The sequence below is a fragment of the Ideonella sp. WA131b genome (assembly GCA_023657425.1).
Taxonomy (GTDB): domain Bacteria; phylum Pseudomonadota; class Gammaproteobacteria; order Burkholderiales; family Burkholderiaceae_C; genus Rubrivivax.
Map to the genome: position 1 here is coordinate 729,352 of JAGTJW010000002.1, position 15,827 is coordinate 745,178.

The 15,827-nt window shown below is 71.8% G+C and carries 15 protein-coding genes; 8 read left to right on the top strand and 7 right to left on the bottom strand.

The window, feature by feature from the left end; all coding sequences use genetic code 11:
* Nucleotides 1-15: 15 nt before the first annotated feature.
* On the bottom strand, nt 16-942 hold the full coding sequence (locus KA711_13365) for a LysR family transcriptional regulator (protein ID MCM0609958.1): 927 nt from the start codon (nt 940-942) through the stop codon (nt 16-18).
* Nucleotides 943-1,033: 91 nt separating this feature from the next.
* Here KA711_13365 and KA711_13370 point away from each other — a divergent pair, with 91 nt between their 5' ends.
* The 3 genes from KA711_13370 (at nt 1,034) to KA711_13380 (ending at nt 3,169) form a co-directional block, all read left to right on the top strand.
* Nucleotides 1,034-2,302: an aromatic ring-hydroxylating dioxygenase subunit alpha gene (locus tag KA711_13370; GenBank protein ID MCM0609959.1), complete on the top strand. Its 1,269-nt coding sequence runs from the start codon at nt 1,034-1,036 to the stop codon at nt 2,300-2,302.
* Nucleotides 2,303-2,390: 88 nt separating this feature from the next.
* Nucleotides 2,391-2,849, top strand: a complete 459-nt coding sequence (locus tag KA711_13375) for a nuclear transport factor 2 family protein (protein ID MCM0609960.1) — start codon at nt 2,391-2,393, stop codon at nt 2,847-2,849.
* Nucleotides 2,846-3,169, top strand: a complete 324-nt coding sequence (locus KA711_13380) for a non-heme iron oxygenase ferredoxin subunit (protein MCM0609961.1) — start codon at nt 2,846-2,848, stop codon at nt 3,167-3,169. The genes KA711_13375 and KA711_13380 overlap by 4 nt, the downstream gene beginning before the upstream one ends.
* On the opposite strand, the gene KA711_13385 is transcribed toward KA711_13380, so the two are convergent.
* Together KA711_13385 and KA711_13390 are read right to left on the bottom strand one after the other, a co-directional pair.
* The gene (locus KA711_13385) at nt 3,153-4,268 is read right to left on the bottom strand and encodes a nitronate monooxygenase (GenBank protein MCM0609962.1); all 1,116 of its coding nucleotides are present in this window, start codon (nt 4,266-4,268) and stop codon (nt 3,153-3,155) included. The genes KA711_13380 and KA711_13385 overlap by 17 nt on opposite strands.
* Nucleotides 4,265-4,681 carry a hypothetical protein gene (locus KA711_13390; protein MCM0609963.1) on the bottom strand — a complete coding sequence of 139 codons (417 nt, stop codon included), beginning with the start codon at nt 4,679-4,681 and terminating at the stop codon, nt 4,265-4,267. Before KA711_13390 ends, KA711_13385 begins: the two co-directional genes overlap by 4 nt.
* Nucleotides 4,682-4,717: 36 nt before the next feature.
* Here KA711_13390 and KA711_13395 point away from each other — a divergent pair, with 36 nt between their 5' ends.
* Nucleotides 4,718-5,728, top strand: a complete 1,011-nt coding sequence (locus tag KA711_13395; protein ID MCM0609964.1) for an LLM class flavin-dependent oxidoreductase — start codon at nt 4,718-4,720, stop codon at nt 5,726-5,728.
* Between the two features lie 74 nt (nt 5,729-5,802).
* Here the strand turns inward: KA711_13395 and polA are convergent, their stop codons facing one another.
* Nucleotides 5,803-8,556, bottom strand: coding sequence for a DNA polymerase I (polA, locus tag KA711_13400; protein MCM0609965.1), 2,754 nt, complete (start codon nt 8,554-8,556; stop codon nt 5,803-5,805).
* Between the two features lie 76 nt (nt 8,557-8,632).
* On the opposite strand from polA, the gene KA711_13405 reads away from it, so the two are divergent.
* The 3 genes from KA711_13405 to KA711_13415 are packed head-to-tail and all read left to right on the top strand — an operon-like array spanning nt 8,633 to nt 10,794.
* Entirely contained in the window at nt 8,633-8,965 is a 333-nt protein-coding gene (locus tag KA711_13405; protein MCM0609966.1) for a DUF2782 domain-containing protein, read from the top strand.
* Between the two features lie 10 nt (nt 8,966-8,975).
* Nucleotides 8,976-9,944 carry a homoserine kinase gene (locus KA711_13410; GenBank protein MCM0609967.1) on the top strand — a complete coding sequence of 323 codons (969 nt, stop codon included), beginning with the start codon at nt 8,976-8,978 and terminating at the stop codon, nt 9,942-9,944.
* Nucleotides 9,945-9,957: 13 nt separating this feature from the next.
* Nucleotides 9,958-10,794: a hypothetical protein gene (locus tag KA711_13415; GenBank protein MCM0609968.1), complete on the top strand. Its 837-nt coding sequence runs from the start codon at nt 9,958-9,960 to the stop codon at nt 10,792-10,794.
* Here the strand turns inward: KA711_13415 and KA711_13420 are convergent.
* The gene (locus KA711_13420; protein MCM0609969.1) at nt 10,773-11,996 is read right to left on the bottom strand and encodes a JDVT-CTERM domain-containing protein; all 1,224 of its coding nucleotides are present in this window, start codon (nt 11,994-11,996) and stop codon (nt 10,773-10,775) included. The genes KA711_13415 and KA711_13420 overlap by 22 nt on opposite strands.
* Before the next feature lie 114 nt (nt 11,997-12,110).
* The gene (locus tag KA711_13425) at nt 12,111-14,483 is read right to left on the bottom strand and encodes a UvrD-helicase domain-containing protein (GenBank protein ID MCM0609970.1); all 2,373 of its coding nucleotides are present in this window, start codon (nt 14,481-14,483) and stop codon (nt 12,111-12,113) included.
* Nucleotides 14,484-14,594: 111 nt separating this feature from the next.
* Here KA711_13425 and KA711_13430 point away from each other — a divergent pair, with 111 nt between their 5' ends.
* Nucleotides 14,595-15,572, top strand: a complete 978-nt coding sequence (locus tag KA711_13430; protein ID MCM0609971.1) for a GMP reductase — start codon at nt 14,595-14,597, stop codon at nt 15,570-15,572.
* On the opposite strand, the gene KA711_13435 is transcribed toward KA711_13430, so the two are convergent.
* Nucleotides 15,565-15,786 carry an RNA-binding S4 domain-containing protein gene (locus tag KA711_13435; GenBank protein MCM0609972.1) on the bottom strand — a complete coding sequence of 74 codons (222 nt, stop codon included), beginning with the start codon at nt 15,784-15,786 and terminating at the stop codon, nt 15,565-15,567. The two genes, KA711_13430 and KA711_13435, sit on opposite strands and share 8 nt — an antisense overlap.
* Nucleotides 15,787-15,827 lie beyond the last annotated feature (41 nt).

The window sequence follows — 15,827 nt, forward strand, 5'->3', positions numbered from 1 at the left end:
GCCCCGAGCCCGCCCTCACCCGGCGGGCTTTTTCTCGCCCTCGGCAAACAGCTCCACCCACAGACCGCGCACCCAGCGGTGCGCCGGGTCGTCGTGGGCGCGGTGGTGCCACACCAGGCTCACCTCGAAGGCCGGCAGCGCCACCGGCAGTTCGCGCACCGCCAGGCCCAGCGGCTCGGCCACCTGCACGGCCAGCTTGTACGGCACGATGGCCACCCCGTCGCCGGCACGCAGCACCCAGGGCAGCGCCGCGAAGTGCGGCAGCGCCAACGGCATGCGGCGCTCGATGCCGTGCTGGCGCAGCAGCGTGTCCACGCGCTCGTGGCCGGTGCCTTCGGCCAGCACCTGCACCTGCGGCACGGCGGCCAGCCGCGCGACCGTGAGCCGACCCTTGGCCAGCGCGTGTGTGCCGGCCATCAGCAGCACGTAGCGCTGCTCGAAGAGGCGGCGGCGGTGGAAGCCGGCGCGAAGATCGGGCAGCCAGCCCACGGCGAGGTCGATGTCGCCCCGGGTGAGGGTGTCGCGCAGTTCGTGGCGACCACTGCGCAGGACCTGCAGCTGCGCCTGCGGCGAGCGCTCGCGCAGGGCCGCAGCCAGGCGTGGCAGGAAGACGATCTCGCCGATGTCCGACATCGCCAGCCGCCAGTGCCGCGCGCTGAGCCCCGGCTCGAAGTTGCGCGGCCGCGCCAGACTGCCGTGGATGGCCGCCAGCGCCGCCACGATGGCCGGCGCCATGGCCTCGGCCTGGGGCGTTGGCAACATGCCCTGCGGCGTGCGCGTGAACAGCTCGTCGCCGGTGGCGCGGCGCAGGCGCGCCAGCGCGTTGCTCACGGCCGGCGGCGAAAGCTTCAGCCGCTCGGCCGCCGCCACCACCTTGCGCTCGTGCCAGAGCGCGTCGAACACGCGCAGCAGGTTCAGGTCCATGCCCGCATCATGCTTCATGGTGTGAACGATGGGTTTCAGGCTGGCTGCATGGCGCGAACCGGGCCCGCTCGCCAGAATCCCGTGCAGGTCCGCCACCACGACGCGGGCCATGGAGACATGCCGCATGCAAGCCACCGACTGGGGCACGGCGCCGACCAGCCGCGTGCCGGGCTGGGCCTACACCGACGAGGCCGTGTACCGGCGCGAGCTCGAGCGCTTCTTCTACCGCGGCCACTGGTGCTACGTGGGCCTGGCCTGCGAGGTGCCGAACCCCGGCGACTTCAAGCGCACGGTGGTGGGCGAGCGCAGCGTGATCCTGGTGCGCGATGCCGACGGCGCGCTGCACGTGGTGGAAAACCGCTGCGCCCACCGCGGCGTGGCCTTCTGCCGCGAACGCACGGGCTCGGTGAAGGCCTTCGTCTGCCCCTACCACCAGTGGAACTACAAGCTGAACGGCGAGCTGATCGGCCTGCCCTTCCGCCGCGGCGTCAAGCAGGACGGACAGGTGCAGGGCGGCATGCCGCCGGACTTCAAGCTCTCGGACCACGGCCTCACGACGCTGAAGGTGGCCGCGCGCGGCGGCGCGGTGTTCGCGAGTTTCGACCACGAGGTCGAGCCCTTCGAGGACTTCCTCGGCCCCGAGGTGCTGCCCTGGTACGACCGCGTCTTCAACCCCGACCGGCCCCTCAAGCTGCTGGGCATCAACCGCCAGCGCATCCCGGCCAACTGGAAGCTGATGCAGGAGAACATCAAGGACCCCTACCACCCGGGCCTGCTGCACACCTGGTTCGTGACCTTCGGCCTGTGGCGCGCTGATCAACGCAGCCAGATGGTGATCGACCGCCATGCGCGCCACGCCTGCATGGTGAGTCGGCGCAACGAGGGCGCAGTGGCGGCATCTGCCGCGGTGACGCAGGGTGTCAGCAGCTTCAAGGCCGGCATGGCACTGCACGACCCGCGGCTGCTCGACGTGGTGCCCGAGCCTTGGTGGGGCGGGCCCAGCGTGGTGATGATGACCCTCTTCCCCAGCCTCATCGTGCAGCAGCAGGTGAACTCGCTGAGCACGCGCCACATCCAGCCGGTGGGTGCGGGTGAGTTCGACTTCGTCTGGACGCACTTCGGTTTCGAGGGCGACGACGAGGCCATGACGGCGCGGCGGCTGCGCCAGGCCAACCTGTTCGGGCCCGCGGGCTTTGTGAGCGCCGACGACGGCGAGGTGATCGAGTTCGCGCAGCAGGCCTTCGCGGCGCACCCGCAGGCGCGCACCGTCAGCGAACTCGACGGCCTGGGCGTGCAAGCCACCCCGCACATGGTGACCGAGACGCTGATCCGCGGCATGTACCGCTACTGGCGCGAGGTGATGGAGGCGGCGCCATGAGCGCGCCGGGTCGCTGCCAAGCGCTCACCCCGGCGTGTGAAACACGGAGGGGCGTGCCGTGAGGTTCACCGCCGACGAATGGCTGGCGATGCACGAGCTGCACGCCGATTACGCCGCGGCGCTGGATGCGCGCGATCTCGACCGCTGGCCGGCGTTTTTCACCGAGGCTTGCTCGTACAAGCTGCAGTCGCGCGAGAACTTCGACCGCGGTCTGCCCCTGTGCATCCTGCACCTGGACAGCCGCGCGATGCTGGCCGACCGGGTGTACGGCGCGCGCGAGACGATCTACCACGACCCTTACGTGCAGTGTCACCTGGGCGGCGTGCCGCGGCTCCTGGCGCGGGACCCCGCCGAGCAGGGCCATGCGCTCGTCACCGAGACCCCCGTGCTCGTGGTGCGCACCAAGCGCGACGCGATGCCCGAGATCCTGGTGGCCGGCCGCTACCTCGACCGCGTGGTGTCCACGGCCGACGGCCTGCGCTTCGCGCAGCGCTGGCTGATCTTCGACAACGACCTGATCGCCAACTCCATCGTGGACCCGGCATGAACGAACCCGACTGGCACGACGTGGCCGAGGCCGCCAACATCCCCGACGGCGACATCGTCGCGGCGGTCGTCAACGGACGCGAGATCGGCCTCGTGCGCCTGGGTGAGGCGCTGCACGCCATCGACGCCACCTGCACGCATGGAAACGCCAGCCTGTGCGGCGGCTTCGTGGAGCCCGACGGCAGTGTCGAGTGCCCGCTGCACCAGGGCCGCTTCGATGTCGCCACCGGCCGCGCGCTGTGCGAGCCACTGACGCAGGACCTCGTGGTGCACGAGGTGCGGGTGCAGAGCGGGCGACTCTTCGTCAGGCTGCGGGGCTGAAGGCCGCCGAAGCGCCGCCGGCCAGCAGAGCTTCGGCATCGCGCCACAGCGCCGGCAGCCACTCTGCCGCCGGCACGGGCTTCGCCAGCGCCACGCCTTGGCCGGCCCAGGCCTGCAGGTGCTGCAGGTCGTCGGCGGCCTCGGCGGCCTTGCGCATCGCGGCGGTCAGGCCGCGCTGCACGGGGTAAGGCGCGGGCTCGGGGGCCTCGGGCGCGGCCGCAGCGGCCACGTAGCCGGTGGCCAGCGCACGACCCCAGCGGCCACTGAAGGCGCGGGTGAGGCGCGTGCCCTCAGGCGTGGCCTGGGCCAGCGCTGCCTGCCAGGCGGGCGCGATGCCGGCCTCCGGGGCGCAGAGCAGTGCGCTGCCCAATTGCACCGCGCTGGCGCCCAGCAGCAGCGCCGCGGCCGCGGTGCGCGCGTCGGCGATGCCGCCGGCAGCGACGACAGGCGTGCCCGAGGCCCGCGCCACATCGGCCACCGCCGGCAGCAGCGCAAACAGGCCGACGGCCTCGTCACACGCCCGTGCGGCGTCGAAGGCGCCGCGATGGCCGCCGGCCTCCGCGCCCTGCGCCACCAGGGCGTCGGCCCCGGCGGCCAAGGCCGCGCGCGCATCGGCCAGGGTGGTGACGGTGGCCCACCACGCGATGCCGGCGGCGCGCAGCCGCGCGGCCTGCACCGGCGCGAGCAGACCCATGATGGTGGACATCACGGCCGGCCTCGCGGCCACGATGGCGTCGAACTGGGCATCGAACTCGGGCGGCGCTGCATCGCCCGCGCCGGCAGGCACCGGCGGGCCATGCTGCGCCAGGAAGGCGGCCAGGCGCGCCTCGTGCACGGCGTCACGCCGCGGGGGCGGGTCGGGCACCCACAGATTCAGCTGCAGCGGCGCGGCCGCGCCCGCCGCAGCCCGGAAACGCGCCACCCAGTCGGCGATGCCCTCGGGCCCCAGCAGCAGCGCGCCCATCGCGGCCATGCCGCCGCCGCGCACCACGGCCGCGGCCAGCGGCAGCGACGGCACACCAGCCATCGGCGCCTGCAGCAGCGGCAGCGCCAGCCCGTGGGCCGCGGCAAAGGCTCGGGCGCGGGCCAGCGCCGTCATGCCGTGCCGACCGGTGCGGCCAGCAGCGCGTGCCCGGCCAGCCAGCGCTGCGCGCGCGCGCCTTCGGCCTGCGCGGGTTGGACCTCATGGCGGACGCTGCCGGTGCCCCAGGGCGCGGCACCGCGAAGCGCGGGATACAGATCGCAGGCGGTGATGCCGGGCTCGATCTCCCCGGAGCTGCGCCAAATCCAACGCTGCAGCAGTTGCGCGCGGCGGCTCGGGATGCGCTGCTTCAAGGCCTTGCGCAGCCCTTGCGCGGCGAGGTGGGCGTTGCAGGGTACATGCAGGAGTCGATGTCTGGCCCAGTTGCCGACGAAGCCACGGACCTCGGGCGCGAGGCGCACGGGCTGGTCGGGCGGCAGCGGAGTGTCCAGCTCGACATGCACGCGGCGCACGGTCAGCTCGGTGCTCATGGGGACAGTATCGCGCGGCTGGTGCACCATCGCGGGATGATCCATCTGTCCATCCTCGACCTCGCCCCCATCGCCGAGGGCGCCACCGTGCCCCAGGCGCTGGCCACCACCACCGAGCTGGCGCGCCATGCCGAGGCGCTGGGCTACCGCCGGTTCTGGCTGGCCGAGCACCACAACATGGAGGGGCTGGCCTGCAGCGCCACTGCGGTGCTGCTGGCACACGTGGCGGCGCACACCTCGCGCATCACGCTGGGCAGCGGTGGCGTGATGCTGCCCAACCACGCGCCGCTGGTGGTGGCCGAGCAGTTCGGCACGCTGGCCGCGCTGCACCCCGGCCGCATCGAGCTGGGCCTGGGCCGCGCGCCCGGCACCGACGGTCCGACGATGCGCGCGCTGCGCCGCAGCCTCGACGGCGCGCACGAAGACCGCTTCCCGCAGGATGTGCGGGAGCTGATGGCCTACCTGGGCCCGCCGCAACCCGGCGCGGCGGTGCGCGCCATCCCCGGCATCGGCACGCAGCTGCCGGTGTGGCTGCTGGGCAGCAGCCTGTACAGCGCGCAGCTGGCAGCGCACCTGGGGCTGCCGTTTGCGTTTGCCAGCCACTTCGCGCCCGAGATGCTGCTCGACGCGCTGCAGGTCTACCGCAGTACCTACCGGCCCAGCCCCCGACACCCCGAGCCAAACGCCATGGTGGCCGTCAACGTGGTGTGCGCCGACACCGATGACGAGGCCGCATTCCACTTCACCAGCCTGCAACAGCGCTTCCTGGGCATGCGGCGCGGCGCGCGCGGCCCGCTGCCGCGGCCGGTGGCGAGCATGGACGACCTGTGGACGCCGGCCGAGCGAGAGCAGGTGATGCGCATGCTGTGGGCCAGCGCCGTGGGCAGCCCCGACACGGTGGCGCGCCAGCTCAACCGGCTGCTGGCGCTGACGCAGGCCGACGAGTTGATCATCGCCGGCGCGACGCATGACCCGGCGGTGCGACTTCGCGGCTTGTCGCTGCTGGCGGGTGTGGTCGACCAGCTGGGTGTGGCGATGCCAGCCTGAGGGTGGTGTGAGTCGCGGCTGCGATGTTGGCTCTCGGCCCGTAGCGGTCCTTGGCCGCTGCGGGCCGAGAGCCGTCAGTGCGCCTGATCCCAGTTTGCCCCCGCGCCCACCTCGGCGACCAGCGGCACCCTCAACTGCGCCACGCCGGCCATCAGGCGCGGCAACGCGTCCCGCGCCCAGGGCAGTTCCACCTCGGGCACTTCGAGCACGAGTTCGTCGTGCACCTGCATCACCATGCGCGTGGCGCGCTGCTCGTCGTCGAGCGCCTGTTGCACCGCGATCATGGCCAGCTTGATGAGATCGGCCGCCGTGCCCTGCATGGGCGCGTTGATGGCCTGGCGCTCGGCGCCGCTGCGCCGCGGGCCATTGGGCGAGTTGATCTCGGGCAGCCACAGGCGGCGGCCGAAGACGGTCTCCACATATCCCAGGTCCTTGGCCTTCAGCCGCGTTTCGTCCATGTAGCGCTTCACCCCCGCGAAGCGGGCGAAGTAACGGTCGATGAAGTCCTTCGCCGCCCTCTGCTCGATGCCGAGCTGGCTGGCCAGCCCGAAGGCACCCATGCCGTAGATGAGGCCGAAGTTGATGGTCTTGGCATAACGCCGCTGCTCCGACGACACCTCGTCCAGCGGCGTGCCGAAGACCTCGCTGGCGGTGGCTTTGTGGATGTCGAGGCCGCGCTCGAAGGCGCGCAGCAGCGCCGGGTCTTCGCTGATGTGCGCCATGATGCGCAGCTCGATCTGCGAGTAGTCGGCGCTCAGCAGCACATGGCCCGGCGGCGCGATGAAGGCCTCGCGCACGCGCCGGCCCTCGGGCGTGCGGATGGGGATGTTCTGCAGGTTGGGGTCGTTGCTCGCCAGCCGCCCCGTCACCGCCACGGCCTGCGCGTAAGTGGTGTGCACGCGGCCCGTGGCCGGGTTCACCATCAGCGGCAGCTTGTCGGTGTAGGTGCCCTTGAGCTTGGCCAGGCTGCGCGCCTCCAGGATTTTCGCCGGCAGCGGGTAGTCGGCGGCCAGCTCCTGCAGCACGTCTTCATCCGTGCTCGGCGCGCCAGTGGCCGTCTTCTTCTTCACCGGCAGGCCGAGCTTGCCGAACAGGATCTCGCCGATCTGCTTGGGACTGCCCATGTTGAAGGGCTGGCCCGCGAGCGAGTGTGCCTCGGCTTCGAGAGCCACCAGGCGCTGGCCCAGCTCGGCGCTCTGGCGCGCCAGCACGGTGGCATCGATCAGCACGCCATGGCGCTCGATGCGGCCGAGCACGGCGCTGGTGGGCATCTCGATGCGCTCGTAGACGTAGGCCAGGCCCGCGTCGGCCATCACGCGCGGCAGCAGCAGGCCGCTCAACTGCAGCGCCATCTCGCTGTCTTCGCCCGAATAGGTGGTGGCGCGCTCCACATCCACCTGCGCGAACGGGATCTGGTTTGCGCCCTTGCCGCACAGCGCCTCATAGCTCAGGCCGCGGCGGCCGAGGTGGCGCTCGGCCAGGGCCTCCAGGCCGTGTTTCATGTGGGCCTCGAGCACGTAGCTCTGCAGCAACGTGTCGTGGCGGTAGCCGCGCACGTCGATGCCGGCGTTGGCCAGCACGTGCCAGTCGTACTTGACGTTCTGGCCCACCTTGGGGTGCGCCGCGCTCTCCAGCCAGGGCCTCAGGCGGGCCAGCACCTCGGCCGCCGGCAGCTGCGCCGGGGCGTCGGGGTAGTCATGCGCCAGCGGCACATAGGCCGCGCGGCCGGGCTCGACCGCGAAGCTGATGCCGACGATGCGCGCCACCATCGCATCGAGGCTGTCGGTCTCGGTGTCGAGCGCGGCCAGTTCGGCGGCCATCAGCCGCCCGATCCAGGCCTCAAGGCGGTCCCAGGTGGTGACGGTCTCGTACTCGCGTGCCAGCGGCACGGCGGGCGGCGCGGGGGGCGCATCGGGGGATGCCCCCCGCGCCGGGGCCGCCACCGCCACACCCGGCGCACGGCCCAGCGAGGCCTCAAGCTCGCGCTTCCAGGTGCGAAAGCCGTAGCGCGTGTAGAAGGCCAGCAGTGCCTCACGGTCCACCTCGAGCAGGGCGAGCGCGTCCAGGCTGGGCCAACCCGCCAGCTGCCCCGAGAGGTCGCAGTCGGTCACCACCGTCACCAGCCTGCGGCCCGTGGGCAGCCAGCTCAGCGCCTTGCGCAGGTTCTCGCCGGCCACACCCTTGATGCCGTCGGCGGCAGCCATCACGGCGTCCAGGCTGCCGTGCTCGGCAATCCACTTCGCCGCCGTCTTCGGGCCCACCTTCTCGACGCCGGGCACGTTGTCCACCGTGTCGCCCATCAGCGTGAGGTAGTCGACGATGCGCGTCGGCGGGACGCCGAACTTGGCCAGCACGCCGGCTTCGTCCAGCACCTCGGGCGGCTTGCTCATGGTGTTGATGAGGCTCACCTGCGGCGTCACCAGCTGGGCCAGGTCCTTGTCGCCGGTGGAGATCAGCACGTGGTGGCCCTCACCGGCTGCGCGGTGCGCCAACGTGCCGATGGCGTCGTCGGCCTCGATGCCCGGGGGCACCAGCACTGGCCAGCCCAGCAGGCGCACGGCCTCGTGGATGGGCTCGATCTGGGCACGCAGGTCGTCGGGCATGGGCGCGCGCTGGGCCTTGTACTCGGGGTACCAGTCGTCGCGGAAGGTCTTGCCGGGGGCGTCGAACACGCAGGCCGCGTGCGCCGCGGGGTAGCGCTCGCGCATCCAGGTCATCATGGCCACCATGCCGTGGATGGCGCCGGTGGGAAAGCCCTCCGGCGAGCGCAGATCGGGCATGGCGTGGAAGGCGCGGTACAGGTAGCTGGAGCCGTCCACCAGCAGCATCAGGCCCGGCTCGGGATTGCGGGATGCGGTCATGCGCGGGATCGTAGCCCGAGCCGCTCGATAGAATCGCGAGACCATGCTCCCCAACCTCTCGACGCGGCGCACGCTGCTCGCCCTGGCGCTGCTTGGCACGTCCGCCGGGGCGTCGGCGCAGGCGGCCGGGGCGCCGGCCGGTGCCGCCTCCGCACCGGCCAAGTCACAGGCCGAGCGCCCGCACATCACTGTGCTGGAAGACGACAACACCCGCATCGAGGAGCACCGGGTGCGGGGCGCGGTCACCCGGATCACGGTGCAGAGCAAGGTTGGCGCGCTGCCAGCCTACGAGATCCAGGTCATCCCGCCGGGCCGCGAGTCGATGAACGACCGCGGCAGCCAGGGCAAGCGCACCTGGTCGTTGTTGCGCTTTTAGCCGCCCCCGCATGGCGGTCTACACCGAAGTCTCGTTCGCCGAGGCCGACGCGCTGGTGCAGCGCCTGGGTCTGGGTGCACTCACCGATCTGCAGGGCATCGGCAGCGGCATCGAGAACACCAACTACTACGCCACCACGGTGCGCGGCCAGTGGGTGTTGACGCTGTTCGAGCGGCTCTCGCCCACCGAACTGCCCTACTACCTGGCGCTGATGCAGCACCTGGCCGCGCGCGGCATACCCGTGCCGGCGCCGCAGCCGGCAACCGACGGCAGCCTGGTGCACAGCGTGGCCGGCAAGCCGGCCTCGGTGGTGACACGCCTGCCCGGCGGCCACCGCCTGGCGCCCGGCGTGAACCACTGCGTGCAGGTGGGCCGCATGCTGGCGCGCATGCACACGGCCGGACAGTCATTGCCGGTATCGCAGCCGCACCTGCGCGGCCTGTCGTGGTGGGCCGAGACGGTGCCGGTGGTGCTGCCGTTCCTGCAGCCGGCGCAGGCCTCGCTGCTGGTGGACGAGCTCGCCTTCCAACAGGAGCTGGCGGCGTCACCGCTCGGGCAGACTCTGCACAGGGGACCGATCCACGCCGACCTGTTCCGCGACAACGTGATGTTCGACGACACCGCCGGGCCCGACACGCTCTGCGGCTTTTTCGACTTCTACTTCGCCGGCACCGACTGGCTGCTGTTCGACGTGGCCGTGTGCCTGAACGACTGGTGCTGCGACCTCAGCACCGGGGCCCTGGCCGAAGACCGCGCCAGTGCCTTCGTTGCCGCCTACCGCACCGAGCGCGGGCTCACGCCCGGCGAGATCCGCGCCCTGCCCGCGCTTTTGCGCGCCGCGGCGCTGCGCTTCTGGATCAGCCGGCTGTGGGACTTGCACCTGCCGCGCCCTGCCGCCATGCTGGCGCCCAAGGATCCCGCTCATTTCGAGCGCGTGCTGCGGCAGCGCATCGCCTGCCCCTGGCACCCGCAGCCCTGAAGGTGCGCACCGCATGCCGCTCATCCTGAAGTCTGTCGAGGCCGTGCGCGGCACGCGGTGGATCACCGACGCATGGCGCCTTTTCCGCAAGCGCCCGCTGGGTTTCCTGGCGCTGTTCGCCATGTTCCTGTTCACGGCGCTGCTGGTCAGCATGGTGCCACTGCTCGGGCCGGTGTTGCAGATGATGGCGCTGCCGCTGCTGGGACTGGGGTTCATGATCGCTGCGCAGTCGGCGTTGCTCAACGGGCCGGTGCACCCGCGCTGCTTCATCGAGCCGCTGCGCACCGATGCCTCGCGGCGGCGCACCCTGCTGACGCTGTGCGCGATCTACGGATGCTTCGCGCTGGTGATCCTGGCGGTGGGCGATTGGCTGTCGGGCGGCGCCTGGGGCCGGCTGCAGCAGGCCATGGCCCAGGGCTCGACGGCCCAGCCCGAGATCGACGCCATCCTGTCCGAGCCCGGCGTGGGCAGCGGTGCACTTTTTGTGGGGCTGACCGGCACGATGCTGACGGTGCCGTTCTGGCACGCGCCGGCCCTGGTGCATTGGGGCGGGCAGGCGGTCGGCCAGTCGCTTTTCTCCAGCACGCTGGCGGTCTGGCGCGCCAAGGGTGCCTTCGTCGTCTACCTGCTCGGCTGGGTCGTCAGCGTGCTGCTGTTCGCCTTGGGCAGCGCCCTGCTGTTGGGCCTGCTGGGCGCGCCGCAGTGGGCCGGCCTCGTGGGCATCCCGGCAGGGCTGGTGTTCTCGGCCGTCTTCTACATCTCGCTGCTGTTCACGTTCAATGACAGCTTCGGCGGCTCGCCGGTGCAGGCCGAGACACCCGAGGCTGATCAGCCCGGCGGCCCCGGCTGACGCCGGCGCCAGGCCAGCAGCGCGGCCGCCGCCAACAGCAGCCCCGGCAGCAGAGGGTCGGCCCGGCCTCCGTCCCAGGCCACGCGGCTGCAGCCGCCGCCACCGCCGGCATCGGACACGGGCGCCGGGGTCGGCGCCGGTGCGGGGCTGGCCAGCGGCGGTGAGACCGGTGGCGGCTGCGGCGCCACCGGCGGCGCCGTACCCACGGCCTGCACCTGCAGCCGACGCATCGGCGGATGAACCCCGTCGTTGCGCCACTGCAGCGATGCCTCCTGCAGCCCGCCTGCCGCCGCCGTGGCCGCCACGCGCACGGTGCAGCGGCCGTCAGGCGGCAGCACGGTGTTCGCGGCGCAGCTGTCGGCACCCCCGTTCGCGAGCAGACGGAAGGCCGCCCGGCCAGGCCCGGTGATCGCGGGCGTGCCCAGCACCAGCGGCGCCGGGCCGGCGTTGTGCAGGGTCATCAACGCCAGGGCCACGGAGTTCAGGGCCGCCTGCAGCGCCACCACAGGCTCGGCGGCCGCATCGAGCCAGCGGGCCAGGCCGGCGCCGACCTGACCCACCGTGGCCGACACGCCCACCGGCCGCAGCACCGCGGCGCCGTCGCCCCAGTCCAGCGCCGCCTGCACGCGACCCTCGCCCCCGGCCACCAGCCCGATCTGCACCGTGCAGTCCGCCCCGGGCGCCAGCACCATGGGGCAATCGTGGGCCAGGGTCAGCCCGGTGGCGCCGCCAGGCGCCAGCTCGCGCAGCCGGGGCGCCAGGACCAGGGCAGTGCCGCTGCGGTTGCGCAGACGCACCGCCTGCGGTGCCAGTGCGGCGCCGGGGCTCGTGCGGCCGAACTCAAGCCCCCAGGGCCACGTCAGCGCGGGCGAGCCACCCTCGGCCTCGGCGCTGACGAGGGCCAGGAAAGCCGACAGGTCGGCCTTGTCGGCGGGCGACAGCAGATCGCTCAGATAGCCCATGGCCGCGGCCTTGCGCAGCGCCTCGTCGATGGCGAACGGGCCGCGCGCGGCGTTGAGCAGCCGGTTGCGGTCGAGGCCAGGATCTGGCCCGTGGCACTCCACGCACGAGGCCCCGCCGCCAGGCAGGCCCAGATACAGGCGGGCTCCCTTTGCCGCGTCCTGCGCGACGGCTGGCACGGCCGCCAGCAGGGCCAGGAGGGGCGGGAGGGCCCGCGCGAAGGGCAGATGGAATCGGGGCATCCGCCCGATGCCAACGCGCCTTCGCGACAGGGCGATGACAGTGCCCCAAACCCCACCAGCGAGCCGCTCGAGCCCGATGGCGTGAGGGCCGCCTGCGGGCCCGGAAGTCCCGGATCAGTCGATCGGCGTGAGCTTGGCGATCGCCAGCGCCAGCCACTTGGCGCCGTGCCGCCCGAAGTGCACGTGGGCGCGGGCGTCGGCGCCGCGGCCCTCAAGCACCGAGATCACGCCCTCGCCGAACTTGGCATGGAACACGGTCTGGCCGACGCGCCAACCGCCCTCGGCTGCCGGCAGCGGCGGCGTGGGCGGCGGTGCCCAGGCGTCGGCCATGCGCGGCGGCGGCGCCACGCGCCCGGCGCCGACGATGCCCGACAAGCCCGAGCCGCGTTGCCAGGCCTGCTGGTACTCACGCGCATAGCCCGAGCCGAAGCCCTGCCGTCGCGGCGTGAGCCACTTCAGCGCGTCTTCGGGCAGCTCGTCGAAGAAGCGGCTCTTGACGTTGTAGCGGGTCTGCCCGTGCAGCAGCCGCGTCTGGCTGAAGCTCAGATACAGCCGCCGCCGCGCGCGCGTGATGGCCACGTACATCAGGCGGCGCTCCTCTTCGACGCCGTCGGCATCCGACAGGCTCTGTTCGTGCGGGAACAGGCCCTCCTCGATGCCGGTGATGAACACGCCGTCGAATTCCAGGCCCTTGGCGCTGTGCACCGTCATCAACTGGATCGCGTCGGCGCCCGCCTGGGCCTGGTTGTCGCCGGCCTCCAGGCTGGCGTGCGTCAGGAAGGCCGCCAGAGGCGACAGCACCTCGCCGGTGTCCGGATCGGGCGCGGCGGCGGTGCCAGCCTGCTCGTCCACCGGCAGCGCCACGGCGTCCTTGCCATAGCCCTCCTGCGTGACGAAGCTCTCGGCGGCGTTGATCAATTCCTCGAGGTTCTCGAGACGGTCCTCGCCTTCCTTGTCGTTCTTGTAGAACAGGCGCAGGCCGCTGGTCTCGAGCACATGGTCGATGATCTCGCGCAGCGTCAGGCCCTGCGTCGCGGCGCGCATCTGGTCGACCCGCTGCACGAAGGCGGCGATCTTCTTGCCGGCGGCGCCGTCGAGGCCGCCCACGCTCTGCGCCAGGCTGCGGCCGGTGGCCCGGGCCACGTCCTGCAGCTGCTCCACCGAGCGCGTGCCGATGCCGCGCGCCGGGAAGTTGACGACCCGCAAGAAACTCGTGTCGTCGTTGGCGTTCTCCAGCAGCCGCAGATAGGCCAGCGCGTGCTTGACCTCGGCGCGCTCGAAGAAGCGCAAACCGCCATACACGCGGTAGGGCATGCCGGCGTTGAAGAGGGCGCTCTCCAGCACGCGGCTCTGCGCGTTGCTGCGGTAGAGCAAGGCGATCTCGCGACGCGGCGTGCCAGCGCGCACGAGGCCGCCAATCTCCTCGAGCAGCCACTGCGCCTCGGCGTAGTCCGACGGCGCCTCGTGCACCCGCACGGGCTCGCCGGCCCCGGCGTCGGTGCGCAGGTTCTTGCCCAGCCGCGCGCTGTTGTGCGAGATCAGCTCGTTGGCGGCGTCGAGGATGTGGCCCGAGCTGCGGTAGTTCTGCTCCAGCTTCACGACGCGCCCGACCCGGTACTCGCGCTCGAAATCGGCCATGTTGCCCACGCGCGCGCCGCGGAAGGCGTAGATGCTCTGGTCGTCGTCGCCCACCGCGAACACGCCCTGCCCAAGCCCAGGCGGCGCAAACATCTTCAGCCACGCGTACTGAAGCCGGTTGGTGTCCTGGAACTCGTCGACGAGCACATGCGAAAACCGGCGCTGGTAGTGCTCGCGCAGGGCATCGTTGTCGCGCATCAGCTCGTAGCTGCGCAGCATCAGCTCGGCGAAGTCGACCACTCCCTCCTTGGCGCACTGGGCCTCGTAGGCCTCGTAAACCTGCACGAGCTTGCGCGTGTGCTCGTCGCGTGCGTCAACCTGGGGTGGCCGCCGGCCGTCTTCCTTCGAACCCGCAATGAACCAGGTCACCTGCTTGGGCACGAAGCGCTCTTCGTCCAGGTTCATGGCCTTGATCACGCGCTTGACGGCGCTGAGCTGGTCGCCGCTGTCCAGGATCTGGAAGCCCTGCGGCAGCCCGGCGAGCTTCCAGTGCGCGCGCAGGAAGCGGTTGCACAGGCCGTGGAAGGTGCCGATCCACATGCCTCGCACGGCCACCGGCAGCATGGCCGACAGCCGCGTGAGCATCTCCTTGGCCGCCTTGTTCGTGAAGGTCACGCCCAGGATGCCGCCCGGCGACGCCTGCCCCGTGTGCAGCAGCCAGGCGATGCGCGTCGTCAGCACGCGTGTCTTGCCGGAGCCGGCGCCGGCCAGGATGAGCGAAGGCACCTGCGGCAGCGTCACGGCGGCCAGCTGCTCTGGATTCAGGCCGCGCAACAGGCGTGCTTCGGGCGTGCCCTGCCCGGCGGCCTCGGGATCGGGGGGCGGGGCCGTCGGCGCGCTGCGGTGCATGGGCGGATTCTAGGAGTCCAACGTCGTCGCCCTGATGAGGTCAGCGCTGGGGCGGCCAGCAGCCCGTCGCTACACTGCGCCGCCGTCAGCTGACCCCGCCGAGAGCCCGCCATGGAGATCTTCGACTACGACAACATCCTGCTTCTGCCGCGCAAGTGCCGCGTCGACAGCCGCAGCGCGTGCGACACCACGGTCGAGTTCGGCGGCCGCCGCTTTGCGCTGCCGGTGGTGCCGAGCAACATGAAGACCGTGCTCGACGAGCCCATCGCAAAAGCGCTGGCCCGCAGCGACCACTTCTATGTGATGCACCGCTTCGACCTCGACAACGTGGCCTTCGCACGGCGCATGCGCGAGCTGGGGCTTTACGTGTCGATCAGCTCGGGCGTCAAGCCGCAGGACTTCGAGGTCATCGACCGGCTGGCTGCCGACGGCACCGGCGCGGACTACGTCACGATCGACATCGCGCACGGCCACGCCGACAGCGTCCGGCGCACCATCGAGCACATCAAGGCGAAGTTGCCACAGGCCTTCGTCATCGCCGGCAACGTGGCCACGCCGGAGGCGGTGATCGACCTCGAGAACTGGGGTGCCGATGCCACCAAGGTGGGCGTGGGCCCCGGCAAGGTCTGCATCACCAAGCTCAAGACGGGCTTTGGCACCGGCGGCTGGCAGCTCAGCGCGCTCAAGTGGTGCAGCCGCGTGGCCACCAAGCCCATCATCGCCGACGGCGGCATCCGCCACCACGGCGACATCGCCAAGAGCGTGCGCTTCGGCGCCGCCATGGTGATGGTGGGCAGCCTGTTCGCCGGGCATGAAGAGAGCCCGGGCGCCACGGTGGAGGTCGACGGCAAGCTCCACAAGGAGTACTACGGCTCGGCCTCGGACTTCAACAAGGGCGAGTACAAGCACGTCGAGGGCAAGCGGATCCTGGAGCCGGTCAAGGGCCGCCTGGCGGATACGCTGCGCGAGATGCGCGAGGACTTGCAGAGCAGCATCAGCTATGCCGGCGGCACGCGGCTGCAGGACCTGAAGAAGGTGAACTACGTGATCCTGGGCGGCGAGAACGCGGGCGAGCACCTGTTCATGTAGCGGCCGCCAGCCGCACGGTACGGCTGTCCAGCGCCACGCGCTGCCCGGCCCGCAGCTTGGCGCCGCGGCGCGCCTCCACACGGCCGTCCACCTGCACGTGGCCGGCGGCGATGAGCTGCTTGGCGGCGCCGCCGCTGGGGGCCCAGCCGGTGGCCTTGAGCAGCGCGTCGAGCGTGATGTGCTCGCCGCGCAGGATGAAGGTGGTCTCGGTCATCACCGCGTCACTCCCCGGCCCTCGCTGCTGCCGCCCCAGCG